General features: G+C 46.5%; 12 protein-coding genes, 1 tRNA gene and 1 pseudogene. 13 read left to right on the top strand and 1 reads right to left on the bottom strand.

Annotated features, from left to right (window positions below):
- Window positions 1-677: 677 nt before the first annotated feature.
- The 13 genes from QUA77_RS23370 (at window position 678) to QUA77_RS23310 (ending at window position 18,178) form a co-directional block, all read left to right on the top strand.
- Window positions 678-4,388: a response regulator gene (locus QUA77_RS23370; RefSeq protein WP_333452806.1), complete on the top strand. Its 3,711-nt coding sequence runs from the start codon at window positions 678-680 to the stop codon at window positions 4,386-4,388.
- The gene (locus QUA77_RS23365) at window positions 4,381-4,755 is read left to right on the top strand and encodes a response regulator (protein WP_015177895.1); all 375 of its coding nucleotides are present in this window, start codon (window positions 4,381-4,383) and stop codon (window positions 4,753-4,755) included. Before QUA77_RS23370 ends, QUA77_RS23365 begins: the two co-directional genes overlap by 8 nt.
- A complete protein-coding gene (locus QUA77_RS23360; RefSeq protein ID WP_333041235.1) occupies window positions 4,752-5,813 on the top strand; it encodes an adenylate/guanylate cyclase domain-containing protein in 1,062 nt (353 codons plus the stop codon). The genes QUA77_RS23365 and QUA77_RS23360 overlap by 4 nt, the downstream gene beginning before the upstream one ends.
- A gap of 34 nt (window positions 5,814-5,847) precedes the next feature.
- Window positions 5,848-6,366, top strand: a complete 519-nt coding sequence (locus tag QUA77_RS23355) for a Ycf51 family protein (protein WP_333452804.1) — start codon at window positions 5,848-5,850, stop codon at window positions 6,364-6,366.
- A gap of 148 nt (window positions 6,367-6,514) precedes the next feature.
- Entirely contained in the window at window positions 6,515-7,858 is a 1,344-nt protein-coding gene (locus QUA77_RS23350) for an ATP-binding protein (RefSeq protein ID WP_333452802.1), read from the top strand.
- Window positions 7,855-9,945, top strand: coding sequence for a tetratricopeptide repeat protein (locus tag QUA77_RS23345; protein WP_333452800.1), 2,091 nt, complete (start codon window positions 7,855-7,857; stop codon window positions 9,943-9,945). The genes QUA77_RS23350 and QUA77_RS23345 overlap by 4 nt, the downstream gene beginning before the upstream one ends.
- Window positions 9,946-10,091: 146 nt before the next feature.
- On the top strand, window positions 10,092-10,493 hold the full coding sequence (locus QUA77_RS23340) for a type II toxin-antitoxin system Phd/YefM family antitoxin (protein ID WP_333452798.1): 402 nt from the start codon (window positions 10,092-10,094) through the stop codon (window positions 10,491-10,493).
- Complete coding sequence (locus QUA77_RS23335) at window positions 10,480-10,821, top strand: type II toxin-antitoxin system PemK/MazF family toxin (RefSeq protein WP_333452796.1); 342 nt, start codon at window positions 10,480-10,482, stop codon at window positions 10,819-10,821. Before QUA77_RS23340 ends, QUA77_RS23335 begins: the two co-directional genes overlap by 14 nt.
- Before the next feature lie 373 nt (window positions 10,822-11,194).
- Window positions 11,195-12,397 (top strand): tetratricopeptide repeat protein, encoded by a 1,203-nt coding sequence (locus QUA77_RS23330; RefSeq protein ID WP_333452794.1) that lies wholly within the window; start codon window positions 11,195-11,197, stop codon window positions 12,395-12,397.
- A 79-nt stretch (window positions 12,398-12,476) separates the two neighbouring features.
- Window positions 12,477-14,000, top strand: a complete 1,524-nt coding sequence (locus QUA77_RS23325) for a carboxypeptidase M32 (RefSeq protein ID WP_333452792.1) — start codon at window positions 12,477-12,479, stop codon at window positions 13,998-14,000.
- A gap of 129 nt (window positions 14,001-14,129) precedes the next feature.
- Window positions 14,130-16,550, top strand: a complete 2,421-nt coding sequence (locus tag QUA77_RS23320; protein ID WP_333452790.1) for a sucrose synthase — start codon at window positions 14,130-14,132, stop codon at window positions 16,548-16,550.
- Between the two features lie 612 nt (window positions 16,551-17,162).
- Window positions 17,163-17,873 (top strand): peptidoglycan-binding protein, encoded by a 711-nt coding sequence (locus QUA77_RS23315; RefSeq protein ID WP_333452788.1) that lies wholly within the window; start codon window positions 17,163-17,165, stop codon window positions 17,871-17,873.
- Window positions 17,874-18,096: 223 nt separating this feature from the next.
- Window positions 18,097-18,178: transfer RNA gene (locus QUA77_RS23310), tRNA-Leu, on the top strand.
- 280 nt (window positions 18,179-18,458) lie between these two features.
- On the opposite strand, the pseudogene QUA77_RS23305 reads toward QUA77_RS23310, so the two are convergent.
- Window positions 18,459-18,785: pseudogene (locus QUA77_RS23305) on the bottom strand (transposase); the annotation flags it as partial.
- Between the last annotated feature and the right edge of the window lie 72 nt (window positions 18,786-18,857).

The following is an 18,857-nucleotide window of genomic DNA, read 5'->3' as shown; positions in this document are numbered from 1 at the left end:
TTACCCACCCCAACCCTCGCCGCATCCTTCTGAGGGGATAATAAATTCCCAAATAATTTAGAATTGCTATAGAGGTAGAAGATTAGGGCGGGTTAGATCACCATAATTAATTTATGAGTAAATAGGAAAAGTGCTGAAATCGTTTCCGCTGGCATGGGAATAATAAATTTTCCTGTCCAGTACCCGCGCCCGCGATCTTTTTTTAGTGGCAACCTAGTTTTTGAGGCTAAGTTCACTTGATTAATATTCCGAACAGTTTTTCTATAGCCCAATGGCTTATTATCGCTTGACATTGATTGACTGTGGATAATTCAATCAATGTCATCTCCACCCTAATCTTGAATTTAATTAGACTTTTTTATGAGCCTTGCCCTGTAAAGCTTGTAGTATCGTTACCCAAACTTTCCTGAGTATTGACTTGATAAGATGATATTATTATTTTTGAGCGTGCTGCCGACATTCAGAGGATTGGTTAGTTGACCAACCTTAAAAGTTCGGAGAATTTATAATTAGCGCAGTTTGAAAGATTTTGGAGAGGAGACACGATCCCTCGGCTTCTCAATAAAACCTGTGATAGACTTCGATCCCGTACTTGTCCCCTAACGGTATACCTACGTATATATACTATTAATTAAAAAGATATACTGTAGAAAGTTGCTTACAAAGCGCCAGAAAATATGCACCCCCACCTCCAGCGCCAACTCGAACAGCTCGGTTTAGTCGGCGAGTCTCCCCCTCCCACTGCTGAGCAGTGGCAGCTTTTATTAGAGCAGGTAAGTTGTAGCTATGAGCGAGTTCAGAGTCAGCAAGAACTTCAGCAGGAAGATTGTTTTAACTTGGAGACGGTGGCATTAAAGGATTTAACTGACTCGCCCCAGTCCCCTCAAGACTCTCCAACAGCTTCAGAATTCGATCGACTGCGGGCGATTGTCAACAGTTTGGGGGCGGGATTGTGTATCCTTGACGCGAAGGGCTGTGTAATCTCGGTGAATGCAGAGACAGAACGCTTGCTGGGGTGGCGAGAATCGGAACTTGCAGGCGTTTCTCTGCTAGAGCGCATCGGGAAGCAAAATAAAGGCAACAAATCCCAAGTTTTGACGGCTCCGAAACAGTCGCCCAGCAAGAGTGAAGATGGGACGATCGCACCTACACTAGATTTACAAGAGGCGATCGCTTCCAGTCAACCTTCCAGCAATTGGGACGACGAGTTTTTGTGTCGCGACGGCAATATTTTACCCGTTTCCTATTTTTTCCATCCCGCAGTTGAGGGCAGCGAAATATCAGTCTTGGTGTTTTTTGACATTAGAGAACACAAGCAATCGCTCTCGATACTGCAAGCAGTTCTAAAATCTACAGATGCAGGAATTCTGGCCGTTGACAGAAACGGCAATATATGTAATTATAATCAGAAATTTCTAGAGATGTGGGGTTTGTCCGCCAGCCAAGGAAAGTTGAGCCGATCGACCTTCGGGACACTCACAAACACGCTCAAAACAGGATTCCCCTTCGACAGGGAACAATTAAAATACCCGCAAAGATTTCTCGAAAACGTGATCAAAGTGTCGGCAGATTCAGATACTCAAATCAGCGAATTATTAGAATTTAAAGACGGAAAAATTCTTGAATTAAATTCGTTGCCATCAAAAGTCGGAGCGAAAACAGTCGGTAGAGTCTGGAGCTTTCGAGACATTACCGAACTCACAAAACTAGAACAATCTTTGCAGTATCGAATAGAATTCGCTCAGTTGATTGCCCGTTTGTCAACCAATTTCATCACCCAGCCCTTATCAGAAATAGACAAAGGCATCGCTCAAACCCTGGAAGCTATAGCCACCTTGAGCGGGTTTGACCGCAGTTACATCTACCTGTTATCAGAAGACAAAACCCGCGCCGACAAAACCTACGAGTGGTGCGGCGAAAGCTTTCCTGCAGTCAAAGACAGCACCGACAAACAAATAGACATCGCACAAATCCCTTGGATCGCAGAAAAACTCGATCGCGCCGAATACCTCTATATTCCCGAAATCGGCGAACTCCCGCCCCCAGCCATAGCCGAAATTGGCTATTTTATCGGTCAAAATTCAGGCGAATTCCAGACAGACTCCCCATCCCAAACAGTCAATCAAACAGCAACCGCCTTAATACCTTCGAGTGACGCTTCCCTAAATAATCTAGAATTAAAAGAACAGCTAAAAAATATTCAATCGCTGATAATTATTCCCCTAATTTGTAGTAAAAAGCTAGTAGGATTTCTCGGATTCGATGCCTTAAACCAAACAGCAAGTCTAGCAACCGAAATATCCACACAGCTAAAAATGGTAGGAGAAATGCTCGCCAATGTCCTAGAGCGCAAGCGAGCAGAAGCAGCTTTGAGACAATCCGAAACAAAATACCGCAGCATCTTTGAAAACGCAGTCGAAGGCATATTCCAGACAACGCCGACCGGGCACTACCTCAGCGGCAATAGCGCACTAGCCAGAATTTACGGCTACGAATCCTGTACCCAAATGCTCGCCGAACTCACCGATATCAACCGTCAATTTTACGTTAACCCCAATCGGCGCGCCGAGTTTATGGCCCAATTGCGCGCGCGCCACCAAGTGTCAAAATTTGAATCCCAAATATACCGCCGAGACGGTAGCACGATTTGGATTTCCGAAAACGCGCGCAGCATCTGCGACGAAAACGGCAGCGTTTTGTACTACGAAGGCACAGTCCAAGACATCACCGATCGCAAACAGGCAGAATCCGCCATGCAGTTGGCCCTAGAAGCAGCAGAATCAGCCAACCGGGCAAAAAGCACATTTCTCGCCAACATGAGCCACGAACTTCGCACACCCCTCAACGCCATCATCGGCTACAGCGAAATGCTTCAAGAAGAAGCCGAAGAATTGGGCAGTTGCGAATCCGTCCCCGACCTCGAAAAAATCTGCAGCGCCGGCAAACACCTGCTGTCCCTGATTGACGACATCCTAGATATTTCTAAAATTGAAGCAGGCCGAATGGAGCTCTACTTAGAAAGCTTCGACATCCATACCTTAATTGAAAGTGCTGTTGCCACGGCCAGGCCACTGGTCGAGAAAAACGGTAATACCCTAGAAGTGTACTGTCCAGACAACCTCGACACCATGCACGCGGACATGACAAAAGTGCGGCAAGTGCTGCTTAACTTGCTCAGCAACGCTGCCAAGTTCACAAAAAACGGGAGAATTGCGATCGGAGTGGAAAGAATTAAAAATGAACAATTAAAAATGAAAAATCAAGAGGAATCTTCCCAAATTTTAATTTCCAACTCCGAATTTTTAAGTTTCCGCGTCGCCGACACCGGCATCGGCATGACACAAGAGCAATTGCAGCGAGTTTTTCAACCTTTCACCCAAGCTGATGCCTCGACTACCCGCGAGTACGGTGGCACCGGTTTGGGACTAGCAATCAGCCAGCGCTTCTGTCAGATGATGGGTGGCAGCATTGAGGTCAGCAGCACCTTGGGCGCAGGCACCACTTTCACCGTGCTCTTGCCCAGCGCCATCAAACAGCCGGAAATCCCCAACAAAGTCCACGACAGCACTAGCCCTCCGGACGCGCCCGCTGTCGGCACGGTGCTGGTAGTTGACGACGACCCGATATCGCGGGATTTGATCGAGCGCACCCTCAGTCGCCAAGGACTGCACGTAGAAGTCGCCGGCAGTGGCGAGCAAGCTCTCCGGCTCGCTAAGCAACTACGGCCAGACGCCATTACCCTGGACGTGATCATGCCCGGAATGGACGGCTGGGCGGTACTCTCAGCGCTGAAGGCCGATCCTGACCTTGCCGAAATTCCCGTAATCCTGCTATCCTTTGTGGGCAACAAAAGCCTCGGCTTTGCATTGGGTGCCTCGGACTACCTCACCAAACCAGTGGACGGCAAACGGCTGGCTGCCTTGTTGAACAAGTACCGACGCGACCAAGACGGCGTTGCAAGTAACAATTTGACCTGTCAGATTCTAATTGTGGAAGATGACGTTGCCACGCGCGAAATACTGCGATGCGTACTAGAAACACAAGGCTGGGCAGTAACGGAAGCTGACAGCGGACGCGCTGCTCTCGATCGACTAAAAGTTGCTCGCCCGCACCTGATATTACTGGATTTGATGTTGCCAGAAATGGATGGTTTTGAGTTGATCGGGGAAATTCGCAAATCGCATTCAGGAGATCCTATACCGATTGTTGTGATCACGGGGAAAAACTTGACACCGGCCGAAAGCCAGCAGCTAAACGGCTACGTCGAGCGGGTGCTACAAAAGGGAGTCTACAGTTGCGATAGTTTGTTGCGCGATGTTCGCTCTATAGTCAATGACAGGTTCGATCGCAGGTACGACTCGAAAGGCAAGGAGAACACCAATGGCTAAAATCCTGTTGGTCGAAGATAACGAAATGAACAGGGATATGCTTTCCAGGCGTCTGGCCCGCAAGGGACACGAGGTCTTTATTGCTGTTGACGGTGCTGAGGGAGTGTCGATGGCGCTCGCGAAAGTACCCGATTTGATTCTGATGGATATGAGTCTGCCGGTTCTCGACGGCTGGCAAGCAACGCAGCAAATTAAGGCGGCTCCTGAAACTAGCAGGATTCCGGTGATTGCGCTGACGGCTCACGCAATGGCGGGCGATCGTGAAAAGTGTCTTGCTGCAGGCTGCAATGACTATGACACTAAACCGGTCGAGTTTCCCCGACTTTTGGGTAAAATTGAAACTCTTCTGAAAGAGGCCCTGACATGAAAGGTGACGAGGGCAGCGTGCTGGTTGTTGACGACAATGAGGTAAACCGCGATTTGCTGGCCCGCCGACTTCAGCGTCAAGGCCATGTGGTGACTGTTGCTGAAGATGGTCTCCAAGCTCTGGAAATGTTGCGAAGCGTTCCTTTTGATTTGGTTCTTCTAGACATTATGATGCCGCAAATGAACGGCTATCAGGTGCTCGAAAGTCTGAAGGCGGACGACAATTTGCGCTACATCCCGGTGATTATGATTTCGGCGGTGGACGATATCGACAGTATCGTCCGGTGTATAGAGTTGGGGGCGGAGGATTATCTTTCTAAACCGTTCAATCCGGTATTGCTTAAGGCTCGGATTAGCGCTTGTTTGGAAAAGAAGCGGCTGCGGGATAAGGAACAGGCGTATTTACATGAGTTGGCGCAGGAAAAGGAAAAGTCCGAGCGTTTGCTGTTAAATATTTTACCCAAGGCGATCGCGCAGCGCCTGAAACACGGGGAAATTACCATCGCAGACAGTTTCGCTGAGGTGACAGTGATGTTTGCCGATTTGGTCGGTTTTACTAAGCTTTCGGCTCATTTATCGCCGGCTCAGTTGGTGGAGTTGCTCAACGAGATTTTTTCGGCTTTTGACGAGTTGGCCGAGCGCTACGGACTTGAGAAAATTAAGACGATCGGCGATGCTTATATGGTGGTTGGCGGTTTGCCGACGCCCAGCGACGACCACGCCGAGTCGATCGCGGAAATGGCGCTGGAAATTCAAGCAGCGATGACTAAGATACGTACCAAGGGAGGTCAGCCGCTCAGCATCCGCATCGGCATCCACACAGGCCCGGTGGAAGCTGGGGTAATCGGTACTAAAAAATTTACTTACGATTTGTGGGGAGATACGGTAAATACAGCTTCCCGGATGGAATCTCAAGGTGTCCCCGGCAGCATTCAGGTGACAGTTGCTACCTACGAGCGCCTGCGGGATAAGTACGTTTTTGAGGAGCGCGGCGTGATTCCAGTGAAGGGAAAAGGCGATATGATGACTTATCTGCTTGTGGCTCGAAACGCCTCATGACAAATGACCAAATGACCAATTACCAAATTGACAAATGAGCGTAAATTCTAACCTTTTAATGTACGCCCAATGGGCTGGAATTCTGACAGGAGCTTTAGCTATTTTAACAGTTATAGCATTTATCTTCAAATGGGGTTTTCGCTTCCGATTGGTAGGAGTGACAAGCTTTATTGGAGTAATTGCTGCGAGTATATTCGGTCTGGGTTTGGGACTGTTTTCCCGCACAGAAATTCCCGGTGCAGTTCGCTATTCTTTAGTTTACGATACTGGCGGCGCTCAAACAGTAGTTACTGTGCCACCTACGATCACGGAATCGGAATTAGAAGCAACGATGCAGCAAGCTGCTGCGGATTTGTACTCTCCAGGGCGCTCTGGGCGGGGCAGAGACTACATGACTATCCGGGTTCGTACAGTTGTACATCCTGAACCGGGGCTGTCGCAGCCGCTGTTTTTGGGCGAGGTGAGGCGATCGCTCGCGACTCGTTATGATGACAAAATGGCGATCGAAATCTTCCCCGAAAAAGTCGCAATTTTGAAAAAATACCAAGCCTAAAAGTAGTGATTGTTGGGTGCGCCATGTGCACCCAGCCTTTTGCATAGATTCGATCGCTCTTCTTATAATTATCTGGGTTTATCCGTCTTCATCTGCCTTAAATCTGCGGTTGAGCCTATAAAAAACCAAAAAATACTAAAAAAAATTTATGACTCAAAATACAGAACAACTACTAACAGACCTCACCGATGCCTTTAACCCATTTTATCCATTACCAGCAGGCGACCCGCAATATGTTGACTGTCAAGAAGTGCGAGGAGATGACAATATTACCCTAGACTTGGGCCGCAACATTCAGCGTTCCAAACAGATGACTTATCAGTATCAGTTATACGCCGGACACCGGGGGGCGGGAAAGTCAACCGAATTGCTGCGCCTAGAGGATCATCTAAAAAAACAAGGTTATTTTGTCGTTTATTTCGCTGCTGACGAACAAGATATCAATCCCGAAGATACAGAATATACAGATATTTTGCTCGCTTGCACCAGGCACTTTTTAGAAGCAATTAAAGATGCTGACCCAAAACCTTTGCGCGATTGGATGGAAAGCCGCTGGAACGATTTAAAAGATTTAGCCCTGTCAGAAGTATCTTTTGAAACATTGAACTTAGAGATGCAAATTTCTCAGTTTGCCAAGCTGACGGCAAATGTGAGAAATGAACCGAGTTTGCGCCAAAAAATTCGAGAAAAAGTTAATCCCTACACATTAACGCTAATTGATGCGTTGAATGAGTTTATTGTCAATGCTAAAAATAAATTGCCCAGCAAATATTCAAAACTGGTTGTGATAGCTGATAATTTAGATCGGATTGTGCCGTTTTCCAAAGACCCAGGGGGACGCAGCAATCTCGATGAAATTTTCTTAGACCGCAGCGAACAACTCAAAGCTTTAAAATGTCACGTAGTTTACACCGTACCGATTTCGATGGTGCATTCTAACCGCGCTGCCGATTTAAGCAATAATTATAGCAATCCTCCCCAAGTGCTACCGATGATTATGGTACGCAAACCCGACGGTGAAGTTCACCCGCCGGGACTTGCTAAAATGAAAGAGTTGATTGAGAAGCGGGTAAAACAAGTTGATCCGCATTTATCTTTAGAAACAGATTTTTTTGACGCCGCAGAAACTCTAGAAGGGCTGTGTTTGATGAGTGGAGGTCACGTCAGGAATTTGATGTTGATGATGCAAGAAGCTATCAAGAAGACGGATAATTTGCCCATTACTGCGAAAGCAGCGAAAAGGGCAATTACGAACCTGCGGGATGTCTACCGCAAAACTGCCGGACAAAATGAATGGTCTATTTTAGCAAAAGTATCTCTTTCTCGTCGGATACTGAATGACGAACAGCACCGCAATTTGCTATTTAGTCGCTGTATTTTGGAATACAGATACTATGACGATGAAGGAGAAATGCAGCCTTGGTATGATGTTCACCCGCTAATTAAAGGCATTCCGCAATTTAAGGAAGCAATTGCACTAATGCAGTCATGAAACCAGAAGCAATTGATTGGGACGAAGATTTACCACCAGCAGAACCGGAGGAAGAATATCGAGATCTGGTACGCAGTATCAAGCGGACAAAAGGCTTTAGCTTGTTATTTGTAGAGTGTTCGCCGGCGCAGGGAGAACGCTGGATTGCTAGAGTTAAAAGAGATATTCCGCAGCAAAAAATTGAGGTTTTGCGGCTGAACGAATCGGTTTATGATTTTTACAATCTAATTGAAAAGTTGCCAAATCGCGATCGCATCAATGTCCTCTTTGTCCAAGGTTTAGAATATTCACTTTATGAATACGAACAAGAAAAAAAGGATCTCGGCTGGGAAAGCAAGGATATTTACTCTTACAGTTGGCGGGGTGTGCCGCCTGTTTTAATTAATTTAAACCAGCAGCGAGAACGATTTCGAGATAATTTTAAAATCTGTTTTGTTTTTCTGTTGCCTAAGTTTGCTATTGATTATTTTATTCAGCGGGCACCGGATTTCTTTGATTGGCGATCGAGTTTATTTAAGTTGTCGATGGACAAAGAACTGCTGCAACTGGAATCAATGCAAGCTTGTTGGGAAAGAGGGAACTTAGAAGATTATCTAGCTTTGACTTCCCAAGAACGAAAACGGGAATTGGTGAGGATTCAATCTTTAATTGATGAGGAGGGGCAAACACCAGAACAAAAAGCTGAATTGTTTTTTGAACAAGGTTTATTACATGGCTATGCTGAAGAATCTGCAAAGGCGGTCGCATCCTTCGACCAAGCCTTAGAATTGAAACCAGACGCTCACTTGACCTGGTACAATCGGGGCAATGCACTGAATAATTTAGGAAGATGGGAAGAAGCAATAGCCTCCTACGACAAAGCCTTAGAATTCAAACCGGATTTACACGAAGCCTGGAACAATCGGGGCAATGCACTGGGTAATTTAGGACGATTAGAAGCAGCCATCGCCTCCTACGACAAAGCCTTAGAATTCAAACCCGATGATGAGGAAGCCTGGAACAATCGGGGCCTTGCACTGGGTAATTTAGGAAGATGGGAAGAAGCAATAGCCTCCTACGACAAAGCCTTAGAATTCAAACCAGATTCATACGGAGCCTGGAACAATCGGGGTATTGCATTGGGTAATTTAGGCTTATTAGAAGCAGCCATCGCCTCCTACGACAAAGCCTTAGAATTCAAACCAGATTCATACGAAGCCTGGAACAATCGAGGAGCTGCACTGGGTAATTTAGGCTTATTAGAAGCAGCCATCGCCTCCTTCGACAAAGCCTTAGAGATCAAACCAAATAAACACGAAGCCTGGAACAATCGAGGAGCTGCACTGGGTAATTTAGGCTTATTAAAAGCAGCCATCGCCTCCTATGACAAAGCCTTAGAAATCAAACCAGATTACCACGAAGCCTGGTACAATCGGGGCGTTGCACTGCGTAATTTAGGAAGATTGGAAGCAGCGCTCGCCTCCTACGACAAAGCTTTAGAAATCAAACCAGATTACCACGAAGCTTGGTACAATCGGGGAATTGGACTGGGTAATTTAGGCAGATTAGAAGCAGCGACATCCTCCTTCGACAAAGCCTTAGAATTCAAACCAGATTCATACGAAGCCTGGTATAATCGGGGCAATACACTGTATAATTTAGGCAGATTAGAAACAGCCATCGCCTCCTACGACAAAGCCTTAGAATTCAAACCAGATTCATACGAAGCCTGGAACAATCGGGGTATTGCAATGTATAATTTAGGCAGATTGGAAGAAGCAATAGCCTCCTACGACAAAGCCTTAGAATTCAAACCAGATTATGACGAAGCCTGGTACAATGGGGGCGTTGCACTGGGGAATTTAGGCAGATTGGAAGAAGCAATAGCCTCCTACGACAAATCCTTAGAATTCAAACCAGATTTACACGAAGCATTTTATAATAAAGCTTGCTGTTATGCGTTACAGAGTCAGATTGACCAAGCGATTCAGAATTTGCAGCAAGCCATCAATCTGAATCCTCACGAATACCGAGAAATGGCAAAAACTGACTCGGTTTTTGACAGGATTCGATCGCATACTGGGTTTCAAGCCTTGATTCAAGAATAGGGATTTGCCCTTGGGCGGGGCGGGTTTATGAGATTGTCGGTTTGAGGCGATTATTATTGGTAAAACCCGCCCATACAGCATCAAAAACACTTTTCAACGAAGCTAATGGACACGATATAATAGGATAATTAATAGCGATGTAAAAGATGACTCAACTAAATGTCAATCTAACAAATGACAGATTTCCCGAACTCATCGCCCATGTCGAGGATACTGGAGAACGAATTGTCATAGAACAGGAAGGAAGGGCGATCGCTGCTATCATTACTTATGCAGACCTGAAGCGACTGGAGGCCCTAGAAGCTGCCCTAATTAACAAAGCAAAACTAGAAGAATATGAATGGCTAAAAGCTGCGACCCGCAATCCAGCTTTTGATTCTCTGAGAGACTCAGCAGAAGATATCTACACTTTAGCTGATGGCGTGCCATTCCACGACCCTGAATGGATTAAAACAGTAGCAATCGAGCCTCATTTTGGTTCGATCCTAGACCCCGAAGAAGACATTTATACCATAGCTGACGGTAAACCATTCCATGACCAAGGGTAAGATTTTCCTACTACCGTTTCCCTATGATGATTTATCGACCAACAAACTACGTCCAGCAGCTTGTTTGACTAACCCTTTGGGAGCGCGGCGTCATGTTATTCTTGCTTATATTACAAGTCGCTTGCCAACAAATTTACTGGAAACAGATATCGTATTAGATGCTTCTCATCTCGACTTTCAGGCTTCAGGGCTGCGGGTGCCATCTACTATCAGGCTGCATCAACTGGTAACTGTTTCTACAGTGGTTGTTCAGCGTGAGTTAGGTGAATTGTCATCAGATACACAGGCTCAAATTGCTGAAAAGCTCTACAAATTGCTAAGTCAGTGATCGCCGATAGGTGAAAATTATATCAGGACTTACGCAACTTTTAAATTTTTACACTACCCGTAGTAATAAGGGCCGCAATGCACTACAAATAGGGTGGATGTGTAAGTCCTGTTAGATATTGGGTGAGGTTTGTCACACCTCAGTACGATCGCCCTTTCCTCTTTTCTACGCAGTCATATAAAAAATAGTATTAATCTATACCTACAAATCCCAGCTCTAGAATTATAATGAAAAAAATTGAAAAAGCTCCCAAATTCCTGTAAAATTGCCATAAATAACCAAATAGTCGCGATCGAAAGCACTCAAAAGCGAAAAAGATCGCATATAAAAAAGAAAAGAATCAATTAGACAGAAAATAAAGAGGTGAAACCCCTTGCAAAAATTAGCCAGCATAGAAAAGCCGATCGACTCAGGGGAAAAATCCATAGCAGTCAACACCCAAAAGGCTCAAACATTGTACGATCGCGGCAACGCCCTAGAAGCAATGGGACGATTCCAAGCTGCGATCGAATCTTGGGAAGAAGCGATCGAACTTGAACCAAAATTTTATGAAGCCTGGTACAACCAAGGCGTAGCCCTCAAAAAAATGGGCCAGCTAGAAGAAGCGATCGCAGCCTACAACAAATCCCTACAAATCAAACCCAACAATCCCGAAGCGTGGTATAATCGGGCAAACGTTTTGCGGAAGCTCAACAGACTCTCAGAAGCGATCGCATCCTACGAAAAGGCGATCCAACTCAATCCCAGCTACCCCGAAGCTTGGACGAACCGCGGCAACACCCTCGTCAGCTTAGAGAAATTATCAGAAGCGATCGACTCCTACGACAAAGCCATAGCCATCAAACCAGACTACTGCGAAGCTTGGTATAACAAAGCATTTGCTCTGAGAAAATCCGACCAAAATACAGCGGCGATCGCCTCCTTCGACAAAGCGATCGAACTCAAGCCAGACTTGCATCAAGCCTGGTACAACCGCGGCTTAGCCCTAGCCGATGAAAAACTCTACCCGGAAGCCGTCGCCTCCTACGACAAAACCCTGCAACTGCGGCCGAATTCCGCCGAAGCCTGGAACAAACGCGGCACGGCAATCGCACAAATGGGAGAATTTGAAGAAGCGATCGCATCCTGGGACAAAGCCCTCGCACTCAAGCCCAACGACAGCGAAACCTTTTACAACCGCGGCTTAGCCTTCGCCAACTTACAGCGCTTTGAAGAAGCAATAGCCTCTTGGGACAAAACCTTAGAGTTGCAGCCACACAACACCGAAGCCTGGTACAACCGCGCCGTCGCCCTCAAAAAAATTCAACGATTTACCGAAGCGATCGCCTCCTACGATAAAATCATCGCACTCAAACCCGACGACCCCAACCTGTACTATCAAAAAGCTTGCGTGTACGCCCTGGAAAAACAAGCAGGCGAGCTCACAAACAGCCAGGAACTTGTAGCTACCAGCATCCGGCTGGCGATCGAAAACTTATCTAAGGCGATCGAACTTAATCCCCAGAAATACCGGAAATTGTGCAAAAATGACTCTAAATTGCTTACAATACGGGAAGAAGTGCGGTTTTTAGCTTGATTTCAGGGTAGCTATGATTGATGGATACGGATGCCGCACTGCAACCTTTGTAGGCAAAACAGCACCATAAACCCCAATCATGCAAACCCTAGACAAAACTCAAGCAAAATTCGCTCAACTGGCAGCCCACCTCAGAGAAGTTAACGACATCGAATCAGCCTCGTCGCTGCTGCATTGGGATCAATCAACTTATATGCCCCCCAAAGGTGCAAGTGCCAGAGGCCGCCAGTTGGCTACTCTCAAACAAATATCCCACGAAAAATTTACAGATCCAAAAATAGGTGAACTCCTAGAAGACTTGCGTTTCTACGAACAAACCCTCCCCTACGACTCCACCGCAGCCAGCCTGATCCGCATAGCGCGCAGAGACTACGATCGCGCCGCCAGAGTCCCCGCAACCTTCATGTCAGCACTCTGCCGCCACCAAGCCGACTGCTACGAAGCTTGGGCCGCTGCCAGGGCAGCCAACAATTTCGCAGCCGTCGAGCCGTATCTCGAAAAAACCCTAGAATTAAGCAGGCAATACGCTGACTTTTTCCCCGGCTACGAACACATCGCCGATCCGTTGATCGATCGTAGCGACTACGGCATGAAAGTATCCCTGCTGCGCCCGCTTTTCGCCCAACTGCGTCAAGAATTAGTGCCGATAGTTGAAGCCATCACCTCCCAACCACCGGCCGACGACTCCTGCTTGCACCAAAACTTCCCAGAATCCCAGCAACTAGAATTCACTCGCAAAGTCGTAGAACGCATGGGGTACGACTTCCAGCGGGGACGGCAAGACACCACCCTGCACCCGTTCATGACCAACTTCTCCATAGACGACGTGCGAATTACCACCCGCGTCTATGAAGACCACTTGGATCAAGCACTCTTCAGCAGCATCCACGAAGCCGGACACGCCCTCTATGAACTCGGAAATTCCCCGGAATTTGAAGGCACGCTTCTGGCAGGTGGCATTTCCTCCGGGGTTCACGAAAGTCAATCGCGACTTTGGGAAAATCTGGTCGGGCGCAGCCGCGGTTTTTGGGAATGTTTCTACCCGCAACTCCAAGGCATATTTTTGCGACAGTTGGGACACGTATCCACTGACGCATTTTACCGGGCAATTAACAAAGTCTCGCGATCGCTCATCCGCACCGACGCCGACGAAGTAACCTACAACCTCCACGTCGCCATCCGCTTTGACCTAGAATTGGCCATGGTAGAAGGAAAACTAGCAGTGCGAGACCTCCCCGAAGCCTGGAACGAACGCTATAAAACCGACCTCGGCGTTGTCCCCGCTACCGACAGCGAAGGCGCGATGCAAGATGTTCACTGGTATGTTGGTACGATCGGCGGAATGTTCCAAGGTTACACCCTGGGCAACTTGATGAGCGCCCAATTCTACGAAACAGCAGTAAAAATCAATCCTGAAATTCCCGTAGAAATAGAACAGGGCAATTTTACCGTACTCCACGACTGGCTAAAACAAAACATCTACCAGCACGGCCGCAAATACACCGCTGTCGAATTGATCGATCGCGTTACAGGTTCACCTTTAACTATCGATCCCTTTATCCGCTACATTCGCCACAAATACGGGGAGTTTTATGTCATTTGAGGGATAGGAACTTCACTTTGCAGACTTTAACATTACAAAAAAAGTAGCCGCTTAAAACAAAGGGCGATACTGTTTGAGTATCGCCTAATTCCACAGCGGAAATCCCAAGTCTTAAATAAGGGAGTATGTATGTCTGAACTCTTTCAGACTGTTATCGCCAGCGACGAAAAAACCGAGTTGCGTCAGTTTCTCAGCGATTTACGCGCTTTGGGTAACACATATTTACTGCGAAACGACATAGTTAACGCTTTTGCCGCCTACTGCACCAAATACGAAAAGCCCGAACAGTTCCATCAATCTTCTCTTTTAAGCAAACTCATTTACTACGTTCAGGAAATTCTTCTCGAAGAAGGCAGCCTTTGCGTCTTGCTGCGGCCAAAAATTGCTACAATGGAAATAGTGCGAGTTGCAGACGACTTGACTGTTGAGCAGATGACAGTGCAAGAATTGCTCGATGTGCGCGATCGCTTCGTCAACCACTTTCACCCCCAAGAAGGCGGCATTCTCGAACTAGATTTCGGCCCTTTTTACGATTATTCCCCCACAATTCGCGACCCCAAAAACATCGGCAAAGGAGTGCAATTCCTCAACCGATACCTTTCCAGCAAACTGTTTCAAGACCCCAGACAATCGCAGGAAACTCTATTTAATTTCTTGGGCATTCACCGCTACAACGGCGTACAATTACTAATTAACGATCGCATAAAATCCCAAGAACAACTTTCCGAACAAATCAAAAAAGCCCTCACCTTTGTCAGCGAACTTTCTGAAGAAGAACCCTACGAGAGATTTCGATTAGTTCTGCAAATGATGGGTTTCGAGGCAGGTTGGGGAAATACCGCCGCCCGCGTGCATGAAACCCTAGGACTTCTTGACGAATTAATTGATGCCCCCGATCCGCAAACCCTAGAAGCATTTATTTCTCGCATCCCGATGATTTTCAACATCGTCCTAGTTTCTCCTCACGGCTGGTTCGGGCAAGAAGGAGTTTTGGGGCGACCGGATACGGGAGGTCAGGTAGTTTATGTCCTCGATCAAGCGAAGAGTTTAGAGAAACAACAGCAAGAAGACATTCATCTTGCCGGTCTCGATAGTTTAGGAGTCAAACCTAAAGTAATTATTCTCACCCGGTTAATTCCTAACAGCGACGGCACGCGCTGCAACGAACGTTTGGAAAAAGTTCACGGCACAGAAAATGCTTGGATTTTGCGGGTTCCCTTCCGGGAGTTCAATCCCAAACTGACTCAAAATTGGATTTCTAGATTCGAGATTTGGCCTTATTTGGAAACTTACGCGATCGATGCAGAAAAAGAACTGCTGGCTGAGTTTCAGGGCAAACCAGATTTAATTGTCGGCAACTATTCCGACGGCAACTTGGTAGCGTTTTTGCTGTCTCGCAAACTCAAAACTACTCAGTGCAATATTGCCCATGCGCTGGAAAAATCTAAATATTTTTTAAGCAATCTCTACTGGCAAGAATCCGAGGAAAAATACCATTTTGCGCTGCAATTTACGGCTGATATAATTGCCATGAATGCAGCTAATTGTATTGTCACCAGCACCTATCAAGAGATTGTCGGCCAACCCGATAGTGTCGGTCAGTACGAATCTTACCATTGTTTTACGATGCCGGATTTGTACCACGTTGTGAACGGGATTGAACTGTTCAGCCCTAAATTCAACGTCGTGCCGCCGGGAGTCAACGAAAGTGTGTATTTTCCCTATACCCGGATAGAAGACCGGGTGCAAGAGGATCGCGATCGGCTCAACGAACTGCTGTTTACTCTAGAAGACCCCGAACAAGTCTTTGGCAAACTCGACTACCCGCAAAAGCGCCCTTTATTTTCGATGGCCAGGCTCGATCGCATTAAAAACCTGACAGGCTTAGCAGAATTGTTCGGAAAAAGCCAGGAGTTGCAAGAAAAATGCAACTTAATTCTAGTAGCTGGCAAGCTGCGGGTCGAAGAAACCGACGACTACGAAGAAGCAGAAGAAATTAAAAAGCTCTACGCAATTATCGACCAATACAACCTTCACGGTAAAATTCGCTGGCTGGGAGTGAGGCTTTCCAAAAGCCTGTCTGGCGAAATCTACCGGGTAATCGCCGACACCCAAGGTATATTTGTTCAGCCAGCATTATTTGAAGCTTTCGGGTTGACAATTCTCGAAGCAATGATTACCGGGATTCCCACTTTCGGGACGCAGTTTGGCGGTCCGCTGGAAATTATTCAAGATGGCGTAAATGGGTTTTATATCAACCCGACCCACCACCAGGAGACTGCCGAAAAACTTCTAGATTTTTTATCTAAATGCGAACACAATCCCAACTATTGGTATGAAATTTCAACCCGAGGGATTGACCGAGTTTACAGCACGTATACCTGGAAAATTCATACTACCAGCCTGCTGAAGCTGGCGCGGACTTACGGTTTTTGGAACTACTCGTCCAAAGAAAACCGTGAAGATATGCTCCGCTACCTAGAATCGCTGTTTTATCTCATTTACAAGCCAAGAGCAAAGGCTTTATTGGCAGAACACGCAAATCGATAAGTCGCGAGTTTTGCTTTTTACATGAAATCCCTTGGTATCGGAATTCTTCCTCTCTCTCTTTTCTTTCTCTGTATCCTCTGCGTCAAGAGGGGTTTAATAATTCCCATACAACCGAAATTGATATTACGGGGAGATTGAAGGAAAAAACTTCGCTTTTCATAGATCAACTTTGTAGAAAATTCGCCTGTAAAGATTTGTGAATGACGGCAGGTTTTGTACCATAAGACTGAGGCTAAAAGACGTGGTTTATACGAAAATATGAGCTTTGGTAAGGAAACATCTCGGAATCAAGCGGGTTTATTAGGAATAGTGCGAACCGGCCCCTACTTCTAACAGGTAACTTGTGAGTGCTGGTGTCCCGAGTGCTGAAATTCTAGAGACCGGGGCAGATATAGCAACCGCGCCAGACGCTTAGAACTTTCTTAATGGCTCAAACCAATGCGGTCTATTACCCCTTCCCTCGGACTTTTTGTTACCCGATCGCTAAGTGAAATGGCCTTGTTCCTTCTTCCTTTTGCTATATGTCTCAGAAAGCAGTCCGGGTAATACAATTAGATTTAGAAACATGAAAACAGCGATACCTTGTCAAACCTCACTAACAGGATGAAATTTATGCGTGTGACTACTGTTACGATTTTCAGCTTGATCGCTCTGCTAGCTCCCGGCTTAACCCGAAAGGCAATTGCTGCTTTTGACTCCGAACCCTTGGTGCAGGAACAGTACCGCAGAGACTTTACGGCTCCCGCCGATCCGGGTGCCTCAGCATCGCCCGACGGAAAGTCCCAAGCAGATATGTTTAACAAGCCTTTTTACGCGGGCGAGCAGCCGCCTGTGAGAAAGGAAAAAACTATCTCGGCGGGAGCTGACGGGCCAGAAGTTGCAGCCATACAGCAACGGTTGCAGGTGCACAGTTTCAAGGTGGGGACGATCGACGGTACCTATGGCTCTCGCACTACATCGGCGGTTCGTGCCTTTCAGCAGTCTAAAGGTTTGAACGCAGATGGCATTGTGGACAAAGAAACTTGGACAGCTTTAGCAGCAGATCCGGCATCAGCTTCTGAAACTGTGCAGAGCAATGCTCCTATTCTGAGCAATGCTGCGGTTCCCGGCAATCCTCCAACTCTTCTCAATAAAGGCGCTGTCGGTTCCAAGGTGAAGACGTTACAGGTGCGTTTGGAAATACAGGGTTACGATCCGGGCCCCATCGACGGCATTTTTGGCGCTCGCACTGCTACGGCTGTCAAGAAATTTCAGGAGTATAAGGGTTTAATGGCTAACGGCATGGTGGACGAAACAACCTGGAAGGCGCTCGGCCAAAAGTAAGTGACAAGTGAAAATTACGGAAAATTGCTGTGGCGATAACTCATGATTGAACCCGGTGTCCAAAAATGACCGGGTTTCTCGATGTTGGGCGATCTAGCAATTTGCTCATCACCCTGCGGATTTATCAGTGGGTCGCTTCCTTCAATCTAAAATCTAAAATCTAAAATCTAAAATCGATTGATCGATCGCTCTGTTGTGTGCTATAGTATTTAAATGTCAAAATGCGGATATGGCGAAATTGGCAGACGCGCCAGATTTAGGTTCTGGTTCCGAAAGGAGTGAAGGTTCAAGTCCTTTTATCCGCACTACTCTTAACGCTTTGTACATCAATAGTTTCAGGTGTCGAGTGTCAAATTATTTGTCAAACGGGCAGTAACCTGTCCACGGGGACAAATAATTTGACACTCGACATTAATGCTTCAACCTTCATACTCTGCCCTCTCCTGACGAGTTGCTTTACGTGCTGAAATAATCCGAATGACATTTTCTTCACGCTCAATGTGAACCACAACAGTAGATTCCACCGACTACCTAGGGCTTGCTGAATAATCGATCGCAAACCAATAACAGAAGCGATCGATATATTCAACCAGAGTTAAATATGAGTTTTTCCGGGTTCAATTTGAGTAAAACATAAGTGTAGATTATATAAAACCCAAAAACAGGCATTGCTTTCCCCGAACGGCATAAAAACAAACAAAAAACCCGGCGCCACCAGGTAGAAAGGTTCATTACTAAAAAAGTAATCGCAATGGCTGTTTGCGAGCTATTGTCAAGTTTTGTCATTACCAGATTCAGGCCGAATCTTCGTTTGCCTTGCCCAAATTTGCCCTCAATTGCCTGACGAATCCTCTCATCTTCTTTGGCTTGCTTCTTTTTTGATTTACTGACGATTGCTGGGGGTCTTCCTAGGGCGTCGGTTCAGTATTAGGAGTTGACAAAAAAAGGAATTTATGAAATTAGCCAGTGCATGAGTTCGACTCT

Source organism: Microcoleus sp. K5-D4 (assembly GCF_036704575.1).
Taxonomy (GTDB): Bacteria; Cyanobacteriota; Cyanobacteriia; order Cyanobacteriales; family Microcoleaceae; genus Microcoleus.
The sequence above is the reverse complement of the archived record's forward strand: the minus strand, read 5'-3'. Positions and strand labels throughout refer to the sequence as shown.

Bases quoted from the DNA above. Each gene is read 5' to 3' on its own strand.
- QUA77_RS23360 (WP_333041235.1), top strand. From the start codon at position 4,752: ATGAAAGGTGACGAGGGCAGCGTGCTGGTTGTTGACGACAATGAGGTA.
- QUA77_RS23320 (WP_333452790.1), top strand. From the start codon at position 14,130: ATGTCTGAACTCTTTCAGACTGTTATCGCCAGCGACGAAAAAACCGAG.
- QUA77_RS23340 (WP_333452798.1), top strand. From the start codon at position 10,092: ATGACTCAACTAAATGTCAATCTAACAAATGACAGATTTCCCGAACTC.
- QUA77_RS23370 (WP_333452806.1), top strand. From the start codon at position 678: ATGCACCCCCACCTCCAGCGCCAACTCGAACAGCTCGGTTTAGTCGGC.
- QUA77_RS23335 (WP_333452796.1), top strand. From the start codon at position 10,480: ATGACCAAGGGTAAGATTTTCCTACTACCGTTTCCCTATGATGATTTA.
- QUA77_RS23325 (WP_333452792.1), top strand. From the start codon at position 12,477: ATGCAAACCCTAGACAAAACTCAAGCAAAATTCGCTCAACTGGCAGCC.
- QUA77_RS23365 (WP_015177895.1), top strand. From the start codon at position 4,381: ATGGCTAAAATCCTGTTGGTCGAAGATAACGAAATGAACAGGGATATG.
- QUA77_RS23350 (WP_333452802.1), top strand. From the start codon at position 6,515: ATGACTCAAAATACAGAACAACTACTAACAGACCTCACCGATGCCTTT.
- QUA77_RS23345 (WP_333452800.1), top strand. From the start codon at position 7,855: ATGAAACCAGAAGCAATTGATTGGGACGAAGATTTACCACCAGCAGAA.
- QUA77_RS23315 (WP_333452788.1), top strand. From the start codon at position 17,163: ATGCGTGTGACTACTGTTACGATTTTCAGCTTGATCGCTCTGCTAGCT.
- QUA77_RS23355 (WP_333452804.1), top strand. From the start codon at position 5,848: ATGAGCGTAAATTCTAACCTTTTAATGTACGCCCAATGGGCTGGAATT.